The sequence below is a fragment of the Streptomyces sp. NPDC043853 genome, from assembly GCF_056436025.1.
On sequence record NZ_JBWKDJ010000008.1, the window covers coordinates 255,800 to 272,251 of the forward strand.

The following is a 16,452-nucleotide window of genomic DNA, read 5'->3' on the forward strand; positions in this document are numbered from 1 at the left end:
AATGTCCGTGCGCACCCTCGCACCCGTGCTGGCCGCCGTCACCGCGGCCCTGACCCTCTCGCCCGTCCTCGCACCCGCCCCGGCGCGGGCCGCCGCCGACCCGGACCCCGTCCGCGAGGCGCGCGAGCTCTCGGCGGCCACGAAGGCCACGGCGAAGTACGCGGATGAGGCCCTCGCGATCAAGGACGGCTGGATCCGCACGGAGGAGTGCGCCTCCGACCCGAAGTCCGGCGGCATCGGCTACCACTACGTCAACCCGAAGTACGTCGGCTCGGTGGACCCCCGCACGCCCGCCACCCTCGTCTACGCGGACGGCCCGAAGGGCCGCGAACTGGTCGCCGCGGAATGGGTGGTCAACGACGGCGACGGCACGCTGGAGACCTCCGACGACCGCCCCTACCTGTTCGGGATGCCCTTCGAGGGTCCGATGCCCGGCCATGTCTCGGGCCAGCCCCATCACTACGAACTGCACGTGTGGCTGTTCAGGAACAACCCCCGCGGCAGGTTCGAGGTCCACAACCCGAACGTGAAGTGCCCCGCCTCACCGACGCGTTGAGCGGATCCCGCACCCACGGCACACGGCCGGGCCCGGCTCCCCTGCGAGGGGAGCCGGGCCCGGCCGTACTCACGGTCAGCGGTCGGCAGTCAGCGGACGAAGGTGCTCGCCGATCCCGCCAGGTCCAGGAAGTACTGCGGCGCCACACCCAGCACCACCGTCACCGCGACGCCCACCGCGATGGTGGTCATGGTCAGCGGCGAGGGCACCGCGACCGTCGGGCCGTCGGCCTTCGGCTCGCTGAAGAACATCAGCACGATGACCCGGATGTAGAAGAACGCGGCGATCGCGGAGGAGATGACACCGACCACGACCAGCGCGCCCGCGCCACCCTCCGCCGCCGCGCTGAACACCGCGAACTTCCCGGTGAAGCCGGAGGTCAGCGGGATGCCCGCGAAGGCCAGCAGGAAGACCGCGAACACGGCCGCGGTCAGCGGGGAACGCCGGCCCAGGCCCGCCCACTTGGACAGGTGGGTGGCCTCGCCGCCCGCGTCGCGCACCAGGGTGACCACGGCGAACGCGCCGATCGTCACGAAGGAGTACGCGCCCAGGTAGAACAGCACCGAGGAGATGCCCTCCTCCGAGGTGGCGATCACACCGGCCAGGATGAAGCCGGCGTGCGCGATCGAGGAGTAGGCCAGCAGCCGCTTCACATCGGTCTGGGTGACCGCGATGACCGCGCCCGCCAGCATGGTCACGATCGCCACGCCCCACATGACCGGCCGCCAGTCCCAGCGCAGGCCGGGCAGGACCACGTAGAGCAGCCGGAGCAGCGCGCCGAACGCGGCCACCTTCGTCGCCGCGGCCATGAAGCCGGTGACCGGGGTGGGCGCGCCCTGGTAGACGTCCGGGGTCCACATGTGGAACGGCACCGCGCCGACCTTGAACAGCAGGCCCATCAGGATCAGCGCGCCGCCGATCAGCAGCAGCACGTCGTTGCCCATGGTGGTGGCCAGCGCCGGGTCGATCCGGGTCACCGTGCCGTCCACCACGTCGGCGATCGCCGCGTACGAGACGGAGCCCGCGTAGCCGTACATCAGGGCGATGCCGAACAGCAGGAAGGCGGAGGAGAAGGAACCGAGCAGGAAGTACTTCACCGCGGCCTCCTGGGACATCAGCCGCTGGCGGCGGGCGACGGCGCAGAGGAGGTACAGCGGGAGGGAGAAGACCTCCAGGGCGACGAACAGCGTCAGCAGGTCGTTGGCCGCCGGGAACATCAGCATGCCGGCGATCGCGAACAGCGCGAGCGGGAACACCTCGGTGGTGGTGAAGCCGGCCTTGACGGCGGCCTTCTCGCTGTCGCTGCCCGGGACGGAGGCCGCCTGGGCGGCGAAGGAGTCCACCCGCCGGCCGTGCGCCTTCGGGTCGAGGCGGCGCTCGGCGAAGGTGAACAGGGCGACGACCGAGGCCAGCAGGATGGTGCCCTGGAGGAACAGGGCGGGCCCGTCCACGGCCAGCGCGCCCATGGCGGCGACCTGCGCCTTGGTCGTGCCGTACCCGCCCGCGGCCAGTGCCACCACGGCCGCGAAGGCCGAGGCGAGCGCGGCCACCGAGAGGAAGACCTGCACGGGGTAGCGGGACTTGCGCGGTACGAATGCCTCCACGAGCACGCCGAGGATGGCCGCGCCCACCACGATCAGCGTGGGCGCCAGTTGTGCGTACTCGATGTGCGGGGCCGGGATCCGGTCCACCGCGTCGGCGCTCAGAGTGATCACTTCGCGGCCTCCACCTCGGGACGGGGATCCGTCTGCTTCACGTCGGACATGGTGTGTTCCACCGCCGGGTTGACGATCTCGGTCAGCGGCTTCGGGTAGACGCCCAGGAAGATCAGCGCCGCGATCAGCGGGGCCACCACCAGGACTTCGCGCAGGCGCAGGTCGGGCATGGTCCGGACTTCCTCGCGGACCGGCCCGGTCATGGTGCGCTGGTAGAGCACCAGGGTGTAGAGCGCGGCCAGCACGATGCCGAAGGTGGCGATGAGGCCGACGACCGGGTAGCGGGCGAAGGTGCCGACCAGGACCAGGAACTCACTGACGAACGGAGCGAGTCCGGGCAGCGAGAGGGTGGCGAGACCCCCGATCAGGAAGGTGCCGGCGAGCACCGGCGCGACCTTCTGGACGCCTCCGTAGTCGGCGATGAGCCGGGAGCCGCGGCGCGAGATCAGGAAGCCGGCCACCAGCATCAGCGCGGCCGTCGACAGGCCGTGGTTGACCATGTAGAGGGTGGCGCCGGACTGGCCCTGGGAGGTCATCGCGAAGATGCCCAGGATGATGAAGCCGAAGTGCGAGATCGAGGCGTAGGCGACCAGCCGCTTGATGTCCCGCTGGCCGACCGCGAGCAGCGCGCCGTAGACGATGCTGATCAGGGCGAGAACCAGGACCACCGGGGTGGCCCACTTGCTGGCGTCGGGGAACAGGCCCAGGCAGAAGCGGAGCATCGCGAAGGTGCCGACCTTGTCGACCACCGCGGTGATCAGGACGGCGACCGGGGCGGTGGACTCGCCCATCGCGTTCGGCAGCCAGGTGTGCAGCGGCCACAGCGGGGCCTTCACCGCGAAGGCGAAGAAGAAGCCGAGGAACAGCAGCCGCTCGGTGTTGGTGGACATGTCCAGCTTGCCGGCGGCGCGCAGGTCGGTGATCTCCGTCAGGGAGAAGCTGCCCGCGACCACGTACAGCCCGATGACGGCGGCCAGCATGATCAGGCCGCCGGCCAGGTTGTAGAGCAGGAACTTGACCGCCGCGTACGACCGCTGGGCGGCCGCGTTCTCGTCCGAGCCCCCCGGCGCGGCAGCGCCTGATGGGGAGGACGTGGCCCGGTCCCCGAAGCCGCCGATGAGGAAGTACATCGGGATGAGCATGGCTTCGAAGAAGATGTAGAAGAGGAAGACGTCGGTGGCGGCGAAGGAGATGATCACCATCGCCTCGACCATCAGGATCAGGGCGAAGAAGCCCTGGGTCGGGCGCCAACGCCGACTGTCGGTCTCCTGTGGATCCGCGTCATGCCAGCCGGCGAGGATGATGAACGGGATCAGCAGGGCGGTGAGCGCGATCAGCGCCACCCCGATGCCGTCCACGCCCAGTTCGTAGCTGACCCCGAAGTCCGGGATCCAGGGGTGGGATTCGGTGAGCTGGTAGCGGGCGCCGCCGGGCTCGAACCGGACCGCGACGACCGCGGCCAGCGCCAGCGTCGCCAGGGAGACGAGCAGCGCGAGCCATTTGGCGGCGGTCCGGCGGGCGGCCGGGACGGCCGCCGTCAGGATCGCGCCGACCGCGGGTGTCGCCGCCGTCACCGTCAGAAGCGGGAAGTTCATGTCACACCGCCCTCATCAGCAGGGTCGCGGCGATGAGGACCGCCGTCCCCCCGAACATCGACACCGCGTACGAGCGGGCGTAGCCGTTCTGCAGCCTGCGCAGCCGGCCGGAGAGCCCGCCGACGGAGGCGGCCGTGCCGTTGACCACCCCGTCGACCAGGCTGTGGTCCACGTACACCAGCGAGCGGGTGAGGTGCTCGCCGCCGCGCACCAGCACGACGTGGTTGAAGTCGTCCTGGTACAGGTCCTTGCGGGCCGCCCGGGTGGCCCAGCTGCCGCGGGGGGCGGTGACCGGGACGGGCTTGCGGCCGTACTGCCCGTAGGCCACGGCGACACCGATGACCAGGGCCACCACGGTGAGGCCGGTGATGGCGGCGGCGCCGATCGGCGGGTGCCCGTGCTCGAAGGAGGTGACCGGCTCCAGCCAGGTCACGAAGGAGTCGTGCCAGCTGAACACGGCGCCGGCGAACACCGAGCCGAAGGCGAGCAGGACCATCGGGACGGTCATCGACTTCGGGGACTCGTGCGGGTGCGGCTCGTGGCCGTGCTCGTCGAGCTGCCAGCGCTTCTCGCCGAAGAAGGTCATCAGCATCACGCGGGTCATGTAGAACGCGGTGATGGCCGCACCCAGCAGGGCCACTCCGCCGAGGATCCAGCCCTCGGTGCCGCCCTTGGCGAAGGCCGCCTCGATGATCTTGTCCTTGGAGAAGAAGCCGGACAGGCCCGGGAAGCCGATGATGGCCAGGTAGCCCAGTCCGAAGGTCACGAAGGTGACCGGCATGTACTTCCGCAGGGCCCCGTACTTCCGCATGTCGACCTCGTCGTTCATGCCGTGCATGACCGAGCCGGCGCCGAGGAAGAGGCCCGCCTTGAAGAAGCCGTGCGTCACCAGGTGCATGATCGCGAAGGCGTAGCCGATCGGGCCGAGGCCGGCCGCGAGGACCATGTAGCCGATCTGCGACATGGTCGAGCCGGCCAGCGCCTTCTTGATGTCGTCCTTGGCGCAACCGACGATCGCACCGAAGAGCAGCGTGACCGCACCGACGATCGTGACGACCAGCTGGGCGTCCGGCGAGCCGTTGAAGATGGCACCGGACCGGACGATCAGATAGACGCCGGCGGTCACCATGGTCGCCGCGTGGATCAGGGCCGAGACCGGGGTCGGGCCCTCCATCGCGTCACCGAGCCAGGACTGCAGTGGCACCTGGGCGGACTTGCCGCAGGCGGCCAGCAGCAGCATCAGCCCGATCGCGGTCAGCTTGCCCTCGGACGCCTCGCCCGCGGAGCTCAGCACCGGCCCGAAGGCGAAGGTGCCGAAGGTGGTGAACATCAGCATGATGGCGATGGACAGACCCATGTCGCCGACCCGGTTGACCAGGAAGGCCTTCTTCGCGGCGGTGGCCGCGCTGGGCTTGTGCTGCCAGAAGCCGATCAGCAGGTACGAGGCGAGGCCCACGCCCTCCCAGCCGACGTACAGCAGCAGGTAGTTGTCGGCGAGGACCAGCAACAGCATCGCCGCGAGGAACAGGTTCAGATAGCCGAAGAAGCGGCGCCGGCGCTCGTCGTGCTCCATGTACCCGACCGAGTACAGGTGGATGAGCGTGCCCACGCCGGTGATCAGCAGGACGAAGGTCATCGACAGCTGGTCCAGCTGGAAGGCCACGTCCGCCTGGAAGCCCTCGACCGGGATCCAGCGGTACAGGAACTGGTGCATGGCGCGGTCGTCCGCGGGACGGCCCAGCATGTCCGCGAACAGGGCCACGCCGATCCCGAAGGACGCGGCGGCGAGCAGGGTGCCCAGCCAGTGCCCGACGGCGTCGAGCCGCCGGCCGCCGCACAGCAGCAGCGCCGCTCCGAGCAGGGGCGCCGCCACGAGCAGCGCGATCAGATTCTCCACGGTGTACGCCCCTTACAGCTTCATCAGGCTGGCGTCGTCGACCGAGGCCGAATGGCGGGTACGGAACAGCGACACGATGATCGCCAGGCCGACCACGACCTCCGCGGCGGCGACGACCATCGTGAAGAACGCGATGACCTGCCCGTCGAGGTTGCCGTGCATCCGGGAGAAGGTGACGAACGCGAGGTTGCAGGCGTTGAGCATCAGCTCGATGCACATGAACAGCACGATCGCGTTCCGCCGGATCAGCACGCCGGCCGCGCCGATGGTGAACAGCAGCGCCGACAGGTACAGGTAGTTGACCGGATTCACTTGGCAGCCTCCTCGTGCGCATCGCGCCCGAGGCGCTCGGCGGCGCGCTGCTCCAGTGCCTTGAGGTCCTCCAGCGCCTGCCCGGACACGTCCCGGATCTGGCCCCGGGCCCGCAGCGTGTCGCTGACCGTCAGGTCGGACGGGGTGCCGTCGGGCAGCAGACCGGGTACGTCGACCGCGTTGTGCCGGGCGTAGACGCCGGGCGCGGGCAGCGGCGGGACCTGGACCCCTTCGCGTACGCGGCGCTCGGCCAGCTCCCGCTGGGTCGCGGCCCGCTCGGTGCGCTCGCGGTGGGTCAGCACCATCGCGCCGACCGCGGCGGTGATCAGCAGCGCGCCGGTGATCTCGAAGGCGAACACGTACTTGGTGAAGATGAGCGCGGCCAGGCCCTCGACCTGGCCCGCCGAGTTGACCCGGGAGAGCCCGTTGAACTCGGTGAGCCGGGCGTGGCCGATGCCGGCGATCAGCAGGATGCCGAAGCCGAGCCCGCACAGCACGGCCAGCCAGCGCTGGCCCTTGAGGGTCTCCTTGAGGGAGTCCGCGGCGGTGACACCGACCAGCATGACCACGAAGAGGAAGAGCATCATGATCGCGCCGGTGTAGACGATCACCTGGACCACGCCGAGGAAGTAGGCCCCGTTGGCCAGGTAGAACACCGCGAGGATGATCATCGTGCCGGCCAGGCAGAGGGCGCTGTGCACGGCCTTCTTCATCAGGATCGTGCACAGCGCGCCGATCACGGCGATCGTGCCGAGGATCCAGAACTGGACGGCCTCGCCCGTGGAGGCCGCTTCGGCGAGCGTGCTCATGCCCCGACCTCCTCGTCGTCACCAACCGGGGTTGCGCCCTTGGAGACGGCGGTCTGGCGCTCGGTGCCCGGTGCCGCGCCCGTCACCAGGCCGCGGTAGTAGTCCCCCTCGTCCGTCCCCGGGTACATCGCGTGCGGCGCCTCGACCATGCCCTCGGTCAGCCCGGCCAGCAGCTGCTCCTTGGTGTAGATCAGCGACTCGCGGCTGGCGTCGGCCAGTTCGAACTCGTTGGTCATGGTGAGCGCCCGGGTCGGGCACGCCTCCACGCAGAGCCCGCAGAGGATGCAGCGGGCGTAGTTGATCTGGTAGACCCGCCCGTACCGCTCGCCCGGGGAGTAGCGCTCCTCCTCCGTGTTGTCCGCGCCCTCCACGTAGATCGCGTCGGCGGGACAGGCCCAGGCGCAGAGCTCGCACCCGATGCACTTCTCCAGCCCGTCCGGGTGGCGGTTGAGCTGGTGCCGCCCGTGGAAGCGCGGCGCGGTGGTCTTCGGCTGCTCCGGGTACTGCTCGGTGAGCCGCTTCTTGAACATGGCCTTGAAGGTCACGCCGAAGCCGGCCACCGGGTTCTGCCACTTCTCGTCAGACATTCTCAGCACCCTCCTCTCGGTCACTGTCAGTATTCGTCCCGCCACTGACAATCAGCTCCCGCTCCGCACGGGGCCGCCTGCGCGGTACGAGTGGCATGCTCTGTCCGGGCTTCGGCGGCACCGGGAACCCGCCCGCCATCGGGTCGAAGGGCTCCTCCGCCCGCGGGGCGGCGGCCGCCGTCTTCGCCTTCCGGTCCCGGAACACGTCCACGACCAGGGAGAGCAGCAGGACCGCGAACACGCCCCCGCCGACGTAGAGGACGATCTGCCCGAAGTCGTAGGCCTCGTTGCGCAGGGCGCGGACGGTGGCGACGAGCATCAGCCAGACCACCGAGACGGGGATGAGGACCTTCCAGCCCAGCTTCATCAGCTGGTCGTAGCGGACCCGCGGCAGGGTGCCGCGCAGCCAGATGAAGAAGAACAGCAGCAGCTGCACCTTGATGACGAACCACAGGAGCGGCCACCAGCCGTGGTTGGCGCCCTCCCAGAAGGTGCTGATCGGCCAGGGGGCCCGCCAGCCGCCGAGGAAGAGGGTGACCGAGACCGCCGAGACGGTGACCATGTTGACGTACTCGGCCAGCATGAACATCGCGAACTTGATCGAGGAGTACTCGGTGTTGAAGCCGCCGACCAGGTCGCCCTCGGACTCCGGCATGTCGAACGGGGCCCGGTTCGTCTCGCCGACCATGGTGACCACGTAGATGATGAAGGACACCGGCAGCAGGACGATGAACCAGCGGTCCTGCTGAGCCTCGACGATCGCCGAGGTCGACATCGACCCGGAGTAGAGGAACACCGAGGCGAAGGCCGCACCCATGGCGATCTCGTACGAGATCATCTGCGCGCAGGAGCGGAGGCCGCCGAGCAGCGGGTAGGTCGAGCCGGAGGACCAGCCCGCCAGCACGATGCCGTAGATGCCGACGGAGGCGACCGCGAGGATGTAGAGCATCGCGATCGGCAGGTCGGTGAGCTGCATCGAGGTGCGCTGGCCGAAGATGGAGACCTGGTCGTCGGCCGGGCCGAAGGGGATCACCGCGATCGCCATGAAGGCCGGGATGGCCGCGACGATCGGGGCCAGCACGTAGACGACCTTGTCGGCCCGCTTGACGATGATGTCTTCCTTCAGCATCAGCTTGATGCCGTCGGCGAGGGACTGGAGCATGCCCCACGGGCCGTGTCGGTTGGGCCCGATGCGCAGCTGCATCCAGGCGACGACCTTGCGCTCCCACACGATCGAGAACAGCACGGTGACCATCAGGAAGGCGAAGCAGAACACCGCCTTGACGAGGACCAGCCACCAGGGGTCGCTGCCGAAGAACGAAAGGTCCTCGGCGGCGAGTACGACGGTGTTCACGCGCCCACCTCCGCAGTGGTGTCGCCGGACGGCGCCGGACCGGCCGCGCCGATCCGGACGAGGGTGCCCGGGCGGGTGCCCAGGTCCGCGAGGACCCCGCCGCCCGTCGAGTTCAGCGGGAGCCAGACCACCCGGTCGGGCATCTCGGTGACGCGCAGCGGGAGTTCCACGGTGCCGGCCGGGCCGGTCACGGCCAGCACGTCACCTTCCTTGACCCCGGTCTCGGCGGCGGTGGCCGCCGACAGCCGGGCGCTCGCCTCGTGCCGGGTGCCGGCCAGGGCCTCGTCGCCCTGCTGCAGCAGCCCCTGGTCGAGCAGCAGCCGGTGCCCGGCCAGGACCGCCTCGCCCGCACCGGGGCGGGGCAGCGGCTCGGTGCCGGCCGGCTGTGCGGTGGCCCGCTCGCCGGTCCAGGCGCCGAGCCGGTCGTACTCGCGGCGCACCGCGTGGACGTCGGGCAGGCCCAGCGGCCGGCCGGCCTCGTCGGCCAGCATGTGCAGCACCCGGGAGTCCGCGGGGGCGAGCCGCCGGGTCATCTGGTCGGGCTTCAGGGCCGCCTCGAACGGCCGGATCCGCCCCTCCCAGTTGAGATACGCGCCGCTCTTCTCCGCCACCGCGGCCACCGGGAACACCACGTCGGCGTACTCGGTGACCTCGCTCGGGCGCAGTTCCAGCGAGACCACGAAGGCCTCGGCCAGGGCTTCGCGGGCCCGCGCCGGGTCCGGCAGGTCCGCGACCTCGACGCCGCCGACCAGCAGGGCGGACAGCTCGCCGGTGGCCGCGGCCAACACGATCTGGCCGGTGTCCCGGCCGTACCGGTGCGGGAGCTCCGCCAGGCCCCAGGCCCGCGCGACCTCCTCGCGCGCCCGCGGGTCGGTGGCCGGCCGGGCCCCCGGCAGCAGCGAGGGCAGCGCGCCCGCCTCGATCGCGGCCCGTTCACCGGCCCGCCGCGGGATCCACACCAGCTGCGCCCCGGTCGCGGCGGCCGCCCGTACGGCGGCGGTCAGCGCCCCCGGCACACCGGCCAGGCGCTCCCCGACGACGATGACGGAGCCCGGCGCACGGAGGGCCTCGGCGGCCTCGTGGCCGCCCTCCTCCAGACCGGTGCGGGAGGCCAGCGCCTCCAGCCACTCCGGTTCGGTGCCGGGGGCGGCGGCGAGCAGGGTGCCGCCCGCCTTGGTGAGGCCGCGGGTCGCGAACGGCGCCAGCCCGAAGGTCCGCTGCTTGCGCTTGCGGTGCGCCTTGCGCAGCCGCAGGAAGACGCCGGGAGCCTCCTCCTCGGACTCGATACCGGCCAGCAGCACCGCGGGTGCCGCCTCCAGCGAGGCGTACGTGACCCCCTCACCGGACAGCCCGACCCCGGTGCCCGCCACCTGCGCGGCCAGGAAGTCGGCCTCCTCGGCGCTGTGCACCCGGGCCCGGAAGTCGATGTCGTTGGTGTCCAGCACCACCCGCGCGAACTTGGCGTACGCGTACGCGTCCTCGACGGTGAGCCGGCCGCCGGTGAGGACTCCCGTGCGGCCGCGGGCCGCCGCGAGTCCGCGGGCCGCCGCGGCCAGCGCCTCCGGCCAGCTCGCCTCGACCAGGGCGCCCGTCCCGGCGTCCCGGACCAGCGGGGTGGTCAGCCGGTCCGGCCGCTGGGCGTACCGGAAGGCGAACCGTCCCTTGTCGCAGATCCACTCCTCGTTGACCTCGGGATCGTTCTGCGCGAGCCGCCGCAGCACCTTGCCGCGCCGGTGGTCGGTGCGGGTGGCGCAGCCGCCCGCACAGTGCTCGCAGACGCTCGGCGAGGACACCAGGTCGAAGGGGCGGGAGCGGAACCGGTAGGCGGCCGAGGTGAGCGCGCCGACCGGGCAGATCTGGATGGTGTTGCCGGAGAAGTACGACTCGAACGGGTCGCCCTCGCCGGTGCCGACCTGCTGCAGCGCCCCGCGCTCCACCAGCTCGATCATCGGGTCGCCGGCCACCTGGTTGGAGAAACGGGTGCAGCGCGCGCACAGCACGCACCGCTCCCGGTCCAGCAGCACCTGCGTGGAGATCGGGACGGGCTTCTCGTACGTCCGCTTCTTCCCTTCGAAGCGGGACTCGGAGTTGCCGTGCGACATGGCCTGGTTCTGCAGCGGGCACTCGCCGCCCTTGTCGCAGACCGGGCAGTCCAGCGGGTGGTTGATCAGCAGCAGCTCCATCACGCCGCGCTGCGCCTTGTCGGCGGCCGGCGAGGTCAGCTGGGTGCGGACCACCATGCCGTCGGTGCAGGTGATCGTGCAGGAGGCCATCGGCTTGCGCTGGCCCTCCACCTCGACCATGCACTGGCGGCAGGCGCCGACCGGGTCGAGCAGGGGGTGGTCGCAGAAGCGGGGGATCTCGACGCCGATCTGCTCGGCGGCCCGGATGACGAGGGTCCCCTTGGGGACGGACAGCTCGACCCCGTCGATGGTCACGGAGACCAGGTCCTCTGCCGGGGCGGTCATGCGGTCACCTCCGTGTCGGCCCACAGGGTCGACTTCTTGGGGTCGAAGGGGCAGCCCTTGCCCGTGATGTGCTGCTCGTACTCCTCGCGGAAGTACTTCAGCGAGGAGAAGATCGGGCTGGCCGCGCCGTCGCCGAGCGCGCAGAACGACTTGCCGTTGATGTTGTCCGCGATGTCGTTCAGCTTGTCGAGGTCGGACATCACGCCCTTGCCGGCTTCGATGTCGCGCAGCAACTGGACCAGCCAGTACGTGCCCTCGCGGCAGGGCGTGCACTTGCCGCAGGACTCATGGGCGTAGAACTCGGTCCACCGGGTCACGGCCCGCACCACGCAGGTGGTCTCGTCGAAGCACTGCAGGGCCTTGGTGCCGAGCATCGAGCCGGCCGCGCCCACGCCCTCGTAGTCCAGCGGGACGTCGAGGTGCTCGTCGGTGAACATCGGGGTGGAGGAGCCGCCCGGGGTCCAGAACTTCAGCCGGTGGCCGGGCCGCATGCCGCCGCTCATGTCGAGCAGCTGGCGCAGGGTGATGCCGAGCGGGGCCTCGAACTGGCCGGGGTTGGCGACGTGTCCGGACAGCGAGTACAGGGTGAAGCCGGGGGACTTCTCCGTCCCCATCGACTTGAACCAGTCCTTGCCCCGGTTCAGGATCGCGGGAACCGACGCGATCGACTCCACGTTGTTCACCACGGTGGGGCAGGCGTAGAGGCCCTCCACCGCGGGGAAGGGGGGACGCAGCCGGGGCTGTCCGCGCCGGCCTTCGAGGGAGTCGAGGAGGGCGGTCTCCTCACCGCAGATGTACGCGCCGGCGCCGGCGTGGACGGTGAGTTCGAGGTCGAGGCCGCTGCCCAGGACGTTCTGTCCGAGGTAACCCGCGGCGTACGCCTCGCGCACGGCCTCGTGCAGCCTGCGCAGGACGGGGACGACCTCGCCGCGCAGGTAGATGAAGGCGTGCTCGGAGCGGATCGCGTAGCAGGCGATGATCATTCCCTCGATGAGGGAGTGCGGGTTGGCGAAGAGGAGCGGGATGTCCTTGCAGGTGCCCGGCTCCGACTCGTCGGCGTTCACCACGAGGTAGTGCGGCTTGCCGTCGCCCTGCGGGATGAACTGCCACTTCATCCCGGTGGGGAAGCCGGCGCCGCCGCGGCCGCGCAGTCCGGAGTCCTTGACGTAGGCGATGACCTCGTCGGGGGTCATCGCCAGGGCCTTGCGCAGGCCCTGGTAGCCGTCGTGCCGCCGGTAGGTCTCCAGCGTCCACGACTCGGGCTCGTCCCAGAACGCCGACAGCACGGGCGCGAGGAGCTTCTCCGGCGAGGTGCCGTTCTTACTGAGTTCGGTCGACAAGCTCATCACTCCCCTCCCTCGGCCTTGGCTTCACCGCGCGGGTGGACGATCGGCGCGTGCGGGGTCTCGCCGCGGGCGATCCGCAGGCCGACCAGGGAGGCGGGGCCCGCGCCGCCGCTCGCCGCGACGGCGCCCTCGCGCTCGTCGGGGAAGCCGGCCAGGATGCGGGCGGTCTCCTTGTAGGTGCACAGGGGGGCGCCCCGGGTCGGTTCGACCGGGCGGCCCGCGCGCAGGTCGTCGACCAGGGCCTTCGCGGACTCGGGGGTCTGGTTGTCGAAGAACTCCCAGTTGACCATCACCACGGGGGCGAAGTCGCAGGCCGCGTTGCACTCGATGTGTTCGAGGGTGACCTTGCCGTCCTCGGTGGTCTCGTTGTTGCCGACGCCGAGGTGCTCCTTGAGCTCCTCGAAGATGGCGTCGCCGCCCATGACCGCGCACAGGGTGTTGGTGCAGACGCCGACCTGGTAGTCGCCGGACGGCTTGCGCCGGTACATCGTGTAGAAGGTGGCGACCGCGGTGACCTCGGCGGTGGTCAGCCCGAGCACCTCGGCACAGAACCGGATGCCCGTGCGGGAGACGTGGCCCTCCTCCGACTGCACCAGGTGCAGCAGCGGCAGCAGGGCGGACCGGCTGCCGGGGTAGCGGGCGACGAGCTCCCCCGCGTCCGCTTCGAGCCGGGCGCGCACGTCCGCCGGGAAGTCCGGGGCCGGGAGCTGCGGCATGCCGAGCGAAACGTCTGTCATCGGTCGACACCTCCCATCACGGGGTCGATGGAGGCGACGGCGACGATGACGTCGGCGACCTGGCCGCCCTCGCACATCGCGGCCATGGCCTGCAGGTTGGTGAAGGATGGGTCGCGGAAGTGGACCCGGTAGGGGCGGGTGCCGCCGTCGGAGACCACGTGGACGCCGAGCTCGCCCTTGGGCGACTCGACGGCCGCGTACGCCTGGCCGGGCGGGACCCGGAAACCCTCGGTCACCAGCTTGAAGTGGTGGATGAGGGCCTCCATGGAGGTGCCCATGATGTTCTTGATGTGGTCGAGCGAGTTGCCGAGGCCGTCGGGGCCGAGGGCCAGCTGGGCGGGCCAGGCGATCTTCTTGTCGGCGACCATGACCGGGCCGGGTTCCAGCCGGTCCAGGCACTGCTCGACGATCCGCAGCGACTGCCGCATCTCCTCCAGGCGGATCAGGAACCGCCCGTAGGAGTCGCAGGTCTCGGTGGTCGGCACGTCGAACTCGTAGTCCTCGTAGCCGCAGTACGGGTCGGACTTGCGCAGGTCGTGCGGGAGTCCGGCGGAGCGCAGGATGGGGCCGGTGGAGCCCACCGCCAGGCAGCCGGCCAGGTCGAGGTAGCCGACGTCCTGCATACGGGCCTTGAAGATCGGGTTGCCGGTGGCGAGCTTGTCGTACTCCGGCAGGTTCTTCTTGAAGGTCTTCACGAAGTCGCGGAGCCGGTCCATGGCGCCCGGGGGCAGGTCCTGGGCCAGGCCGCCGGGCCGGATGAACGCGTGGTTCATGCGCAGGCCGGTGATCAGCTCGAAGACGTCGAGGATCAGCTCGCGGTCGCGGAAGCCGTAGATCATGATCGTGGTCGCGCCCAGCTCCATGCCGCCGGTGGCGATGCACACCAGGTGGGAGGAGATCCGGTTGAGCTCCATCAGCAGGACGCGGATGACCGTGGCCCGGTCGGGGACCTGGTCGGTGATGCCGAGCAGCTTCTCCACGGCCAGGCAGTACGCCGCCTCGTTGAAGAAGGGCGTCAGGTAATCCATGCGCGTGACGAACGTGGTGCCCTGCGTCCAGTTGCGGAATTCGAGGTTCTTCTCGATTCCGGTGTGCAGGTAACCGATTCCGCAGCGGGCCTCGGTGACCGTCTCACCGTCGATCTCCAGGATCAGCCGGAGCACTCCATGGGTGGACGGGTGCTGCGGACCCATGTTGACGACGATGCGCTCGTCGTCCGCCGTGGCCGCGGACCGGGCGATCTCGTCCCAGTCGCCGCCGGTGACGGTGTAGACGGTGCCCTCGGTGGTCTCCCGGGCTTCGGCCCGCGCTTCCGCGTGGTTCGGGGTGTGGGACATCAGCTGTACGACCTCCGCTGGTCGGGAGCCGGGATCTGGGCGCCCTTGTACTCGACGGGAATGCCGCCGAGCGGGTAGTCCTTGCGCTGCGGGAAGCCCTGCCAGTCGTCCGGCATCATGATCCGGGTGAGGGCCGGGTGCCCGTCGAAGATCAGACCGAAGAAGTCGTACGTCTCGCGCTCGTGCCAGTCGTTGGTCGGGTAGACGGAGACGAGCGACGGGAGGTGCCGGTCGGCGTCCGGGACCGAGACCTCCAGCCGGATCAGCCGGCCGTGGGTGAGCGAGCGCAGGTGGTAGACGGCGTGCAGCTCGCGGCCCTTGTCTTCCGGGTAGTGGACGCCGGAGACGCCGGTGCAGAGCTCGAAGCGCAGGGCGGGGTCGTCGCGCAGGGTGCGGGCGACGCGGAGCAGGTGCTCGCGGGCGATGTGGAAGGTGACCTCGCCGCGGTCGACGACCGTCTTCTCGATCGCGTGGGCGGGGACCAGGTCCTGTTCCTCCAGGGCGCCTTCGAGTTCGTCGGCGACCTCGTCGAAATAGGAGCCGTACGGGCGGGCGGACGGGCCGGGCATCCGGACGGACCGGACCAGGCCGCCGTAGCCGGAGGTGTCACCGCCGTTGCGGGCGCCGAACATGCCGCGCTGGACGCGGATCTCCTCGCCGTGGTCCCCGCGCTGGCCGGGCAGGTTCTGGGCGCTGATGTCCTTGTCCGGGTTGGGTTCGCGGGTCTCACTCACCGGAGCAGCCCCTTCATCTCGATGGTGGGGAGCGCCTTGAGGGCCGCCTCCTCCGCCTCACGGGCCGCCTCTTCCCGGTTCACGCCGAGCTTCGAGGTCTGGATCTTGTGATGGAGCTTGAGGATCGCGTCCATCAGCATCTCGGGCCGGGGCGGGCAGCCGGGCAGGTAGATGTCCACCGGGACGATGTGGTCGACGCCCTGGACGATCGCGTAGTTGTTGAACATCCCGCCCGAGGAGGCGCACACGCCCATGGAGATGACCCACTTGGGAGCGGGCATCTGGTCGTACACCTGGCGCAGTACCGGCGCCATCTTCTGACTGACCCGGCCGGCCACGATCATCAGGTCTGCCTGACGCGGCGAGCCGCGGAAGACCTCCATGCCGAAACGGGCCAGGTCGTAGCGGCCCGCCCCGGTCGTCATCATCTCGATGGCACAGCACGCCAGGCCGAAGGTGGCGGGGAAGACGGACGCCTTGCGCACCCAGCCCGCGGCCTGTTCGACGGTGGTCAGCAGGAAGCCGCTCGGCAGCTTCTCTTCCAGTCCCATGGAAAACTCAGCCCCTCAGTCCCATTCCAGGCCGCCCCGCCGCCAGACGTACGCGTAGGCGACGAAGACGGTGAGCACGAAGAGCAGCATCTCGACGAGCCCGAAGATCCCCAGGGCGTCGAAGGTGACGGCCCAGGGGTAGAGGAAGACGATCTCGATGTCGAAGACGATGAAGAGCATCGCCGTCAGGTAGTACTTGATGGGGAAGCGACCGCCGCCGGCCGGCAGCGGAGTCGGCTCGATGCCGCACTCGTACGCTTCGAGCTTGGCCCGGTTGTACCGCTTGGGGCCGATCAGCGTGGCCATGACCACGGAGAAGATCGCAAACCCTGCGCCCAGTGCGCCGAGTACGAGGATGGGCGTGTAGGCATTCACGCTCCTCGCTCCTTCCAGTCGTCCTTGACCGTTGGACCGCTGTACCCGGCGCGCGTGTCCCGCCTCGCGAAGATCGCGT

15 protein-coding genes are annotated in these 16,452 nt (G+C 70.2%); 1 reads left to right on the forward strand and 14 read right to left on the reverse strand.

The genetic code is table 11. From position 1 onward, the window contains the following. Window position 1 precedes the first annotated feature (1 nt). Complete coding sequence (locus AC067U_RS22545) at window positions 2-556, forward strand: hypothetical protein (protein WP_478831520.1); 555 nt, start codon at window positions 2-4, stop codon at window positions 554-556. Between the two features lie 89 nt (window positions 557-645). Here AC067U_RS22545 and nuoN read toward each other — a convergent pair whose 3' ends face one another. From nuoN to AC067U_RS22615, 14 genes are read right to left on the reverse strand one after another with little or no spacing between them, the layout of a single operon-like run. Further along, window positions 646-2,271, reverse strand: coding sequence for an NADH-quinone oxidoreductase subunit NuoN (gene nuoN / locus AC067U_RS22550; RefSeq protein WP_478831521.1), 1,626 nt, complete (start codon window positions 2,269-2,271; stop codon window positions 646-648). Further along, entirely contained in the window at window positions 2,268-3,866 is a 1,599-nt protein-coding gene (locus AC067U_RS22555; RefSeq protein WP_478831522.1) for an NADH-quinone oxidoreductase subunit M, read from the reverse strand. Before AC067U_RS22555 ends, nuoN begins: the two co-directional genes overlap by 4 nt. A 1-nt stretch (window position 3,867) precedes the next feature. Next, the gene (nuoL, locus tag AC067U_RS22560; protein WP_478831523.1) at window positions 3,868-5,763 is read right to left on the reverse strand and encodes an NADH-quinone oxidoreductase subunit L; all 1,896 of its coding nucleotides are present in this window, start codon (window positions 5,761-5,763) and stop codon (window positions 3,868-3,870) included. 12 nt (window positions 5,764-5,775) lie between these two features. Then, entirely contained in the window at window positions 5,776-6,075 is a 300-nt protein-coding gene (gene nuoK / locus AC067U_RS22565) for an NADH-quinone oxidoreductase subunit NuoK (protein WP_393580500.1), read from the reverse strand. Then, window positions 6,072-6,884 carry an NADH-quinone oxidoreductase subunit J gene (locus AC067U_RS22570; protein WP_478831524.1) on the reverse strand — a complete coding sequence of 271 codons (813 nt, stop codon included), beginning with the start codon at window positions 6,882-6,884 and terminating at the stop codon, window positions 6,072-6,074. The genes nuoK and AC067U_RS22570 overlap by 4 nt, the downstream gene beginning before the upstream one ends. Further along, complete coding sequence (nuoI, locus tag AC067U_RS22575; RefSeq protein WP_478831525.1) at window positions 6,881-7,471, reverse strand: NADH-quinone oxidoreductase subunit NuoI; 591 nt, start codon at window positions 7,469-7,471, stop codon at window positions 6,881-6,883. Before nuoI ends, AC067U_RS22570 begins: the two co-directional genes overlap by 4 nt. Next, window positions 7,464-8,825 carry an NADH-quinone oxidoreductase subunit NuoH gene (nuoH, locus tag AC067U_RS22580; RefSeq protein ID WP_478831526.1) on the reverse strand — a complete coding sequence of 454 codons (1,362 nt, stop codon included), beginning with the start codon at window positions 8,823-8,825 and terminating at the stop codon, window positions 7,464-7,466. Before nuoH ends, nuoI begins: the two co-directional genes overlap by 8 nt. Next, window positions 8,822-11,293: an NADH-quinone oxidoreductase subunit G gene (locus AC067U_RS22585; RefSeq protein WP_478831527.1), complete on the reverse strand. Its 2,472-nt coding sequence runs from the start codon at window positions 11,291-11,293 to the stop codon at window positions 8,822-8,824. The genes nuoH and AC067U_RS22585 overlap by 4 nt, the downstream gene beginning before the upstream one ends. Beyond that, complete coding sequence (nuoF, locus tag AC067U_RS22590) at window positions 11,290-12,639, reverse strand: NADH-quinone oxidoreductase subunit NuoF (RefSeq protein WP_478831528.1); 1,350 nt, start codon at window positions 12,637-12,639, stop codon at window positions 11,290-11,292. Before nuoF ends, AC067U_RS22585 begins: the two co-directional genes overlap by 4 nt. Further along, window positions 12,639-13,376 carry an NADH-quinone oxidoreductase subunit NuoE gene (gene nuoE / locus AC067U_RS22595; RefSeq protein WP_478831529.1) on the reverse strand — a complete coding sequence of 246 codons (738 nt, stop codon included), beginning with the start codon at window positions 13,374-13,376 and terminating at the stop codon, window positions 12,639-12,641. The genes nuoF and nuoE overlap by 1 nt, the downstream gene beginning before the upstream one ends. Next, the gene (locus AC067U_RS22600; protein ID WP_478831530.1) at window positions 13,373-14,713 is read right to left on the reverse strand and encodes an NADH-quinone oxidoreductase subunit D; all 1,341 of its coding nucleotides are present in this window, start codon (window positions 14,711-14,713) and stop codon (window positions 13,373-13,375) included. The genes nuoE and AC067U_RS22600 overlap by 4 nt, the downstream gene beginning before the upstream one ends. Continuing rightward, window positions 14,713-15,447, reverse strand: coding sequence for an NADH-quinone oxidoreductase subunit C (locus AC067U_RS22605; RefSeq protein WP_478831531.1), 735 nt, complete (start codon window positions 15,445-15,447; stop codon window positions 14,713-14,715). The genes AC067U_RS22600 and AC067U_RS22605 overlap by 1 nt, the downstream gene beginning before the upstream one ends. After that, a complete protein-coding gene (locus tag AC067U_RS22610; RefSeq protein ID WP_478831532.1) occupies window positions 15,444-15,998 on the reverse strand; it encodes a NuoB/complex I 20 kDa subunit family protein in 555 nt (184 codons plus the stop codon). Before AC067U_RS22610 ends, AC067U_RS22605 begins: the two co-directional genes overlap by 4 nt. A gap of 15 nt (window positions 15,999-16,013) precedes the next feature. Then, entirely contained in the window at window positions 16,014-16,373 is a 360-nt protein-coding gene (locus tag AC067U_RS22615) for an NADH-quinone oxidoreductase subunit A (protein WP_365105677.1), read from the reverse strand. Window positions 16,374-16,452 lie beyond the last annotated feature (79 nt).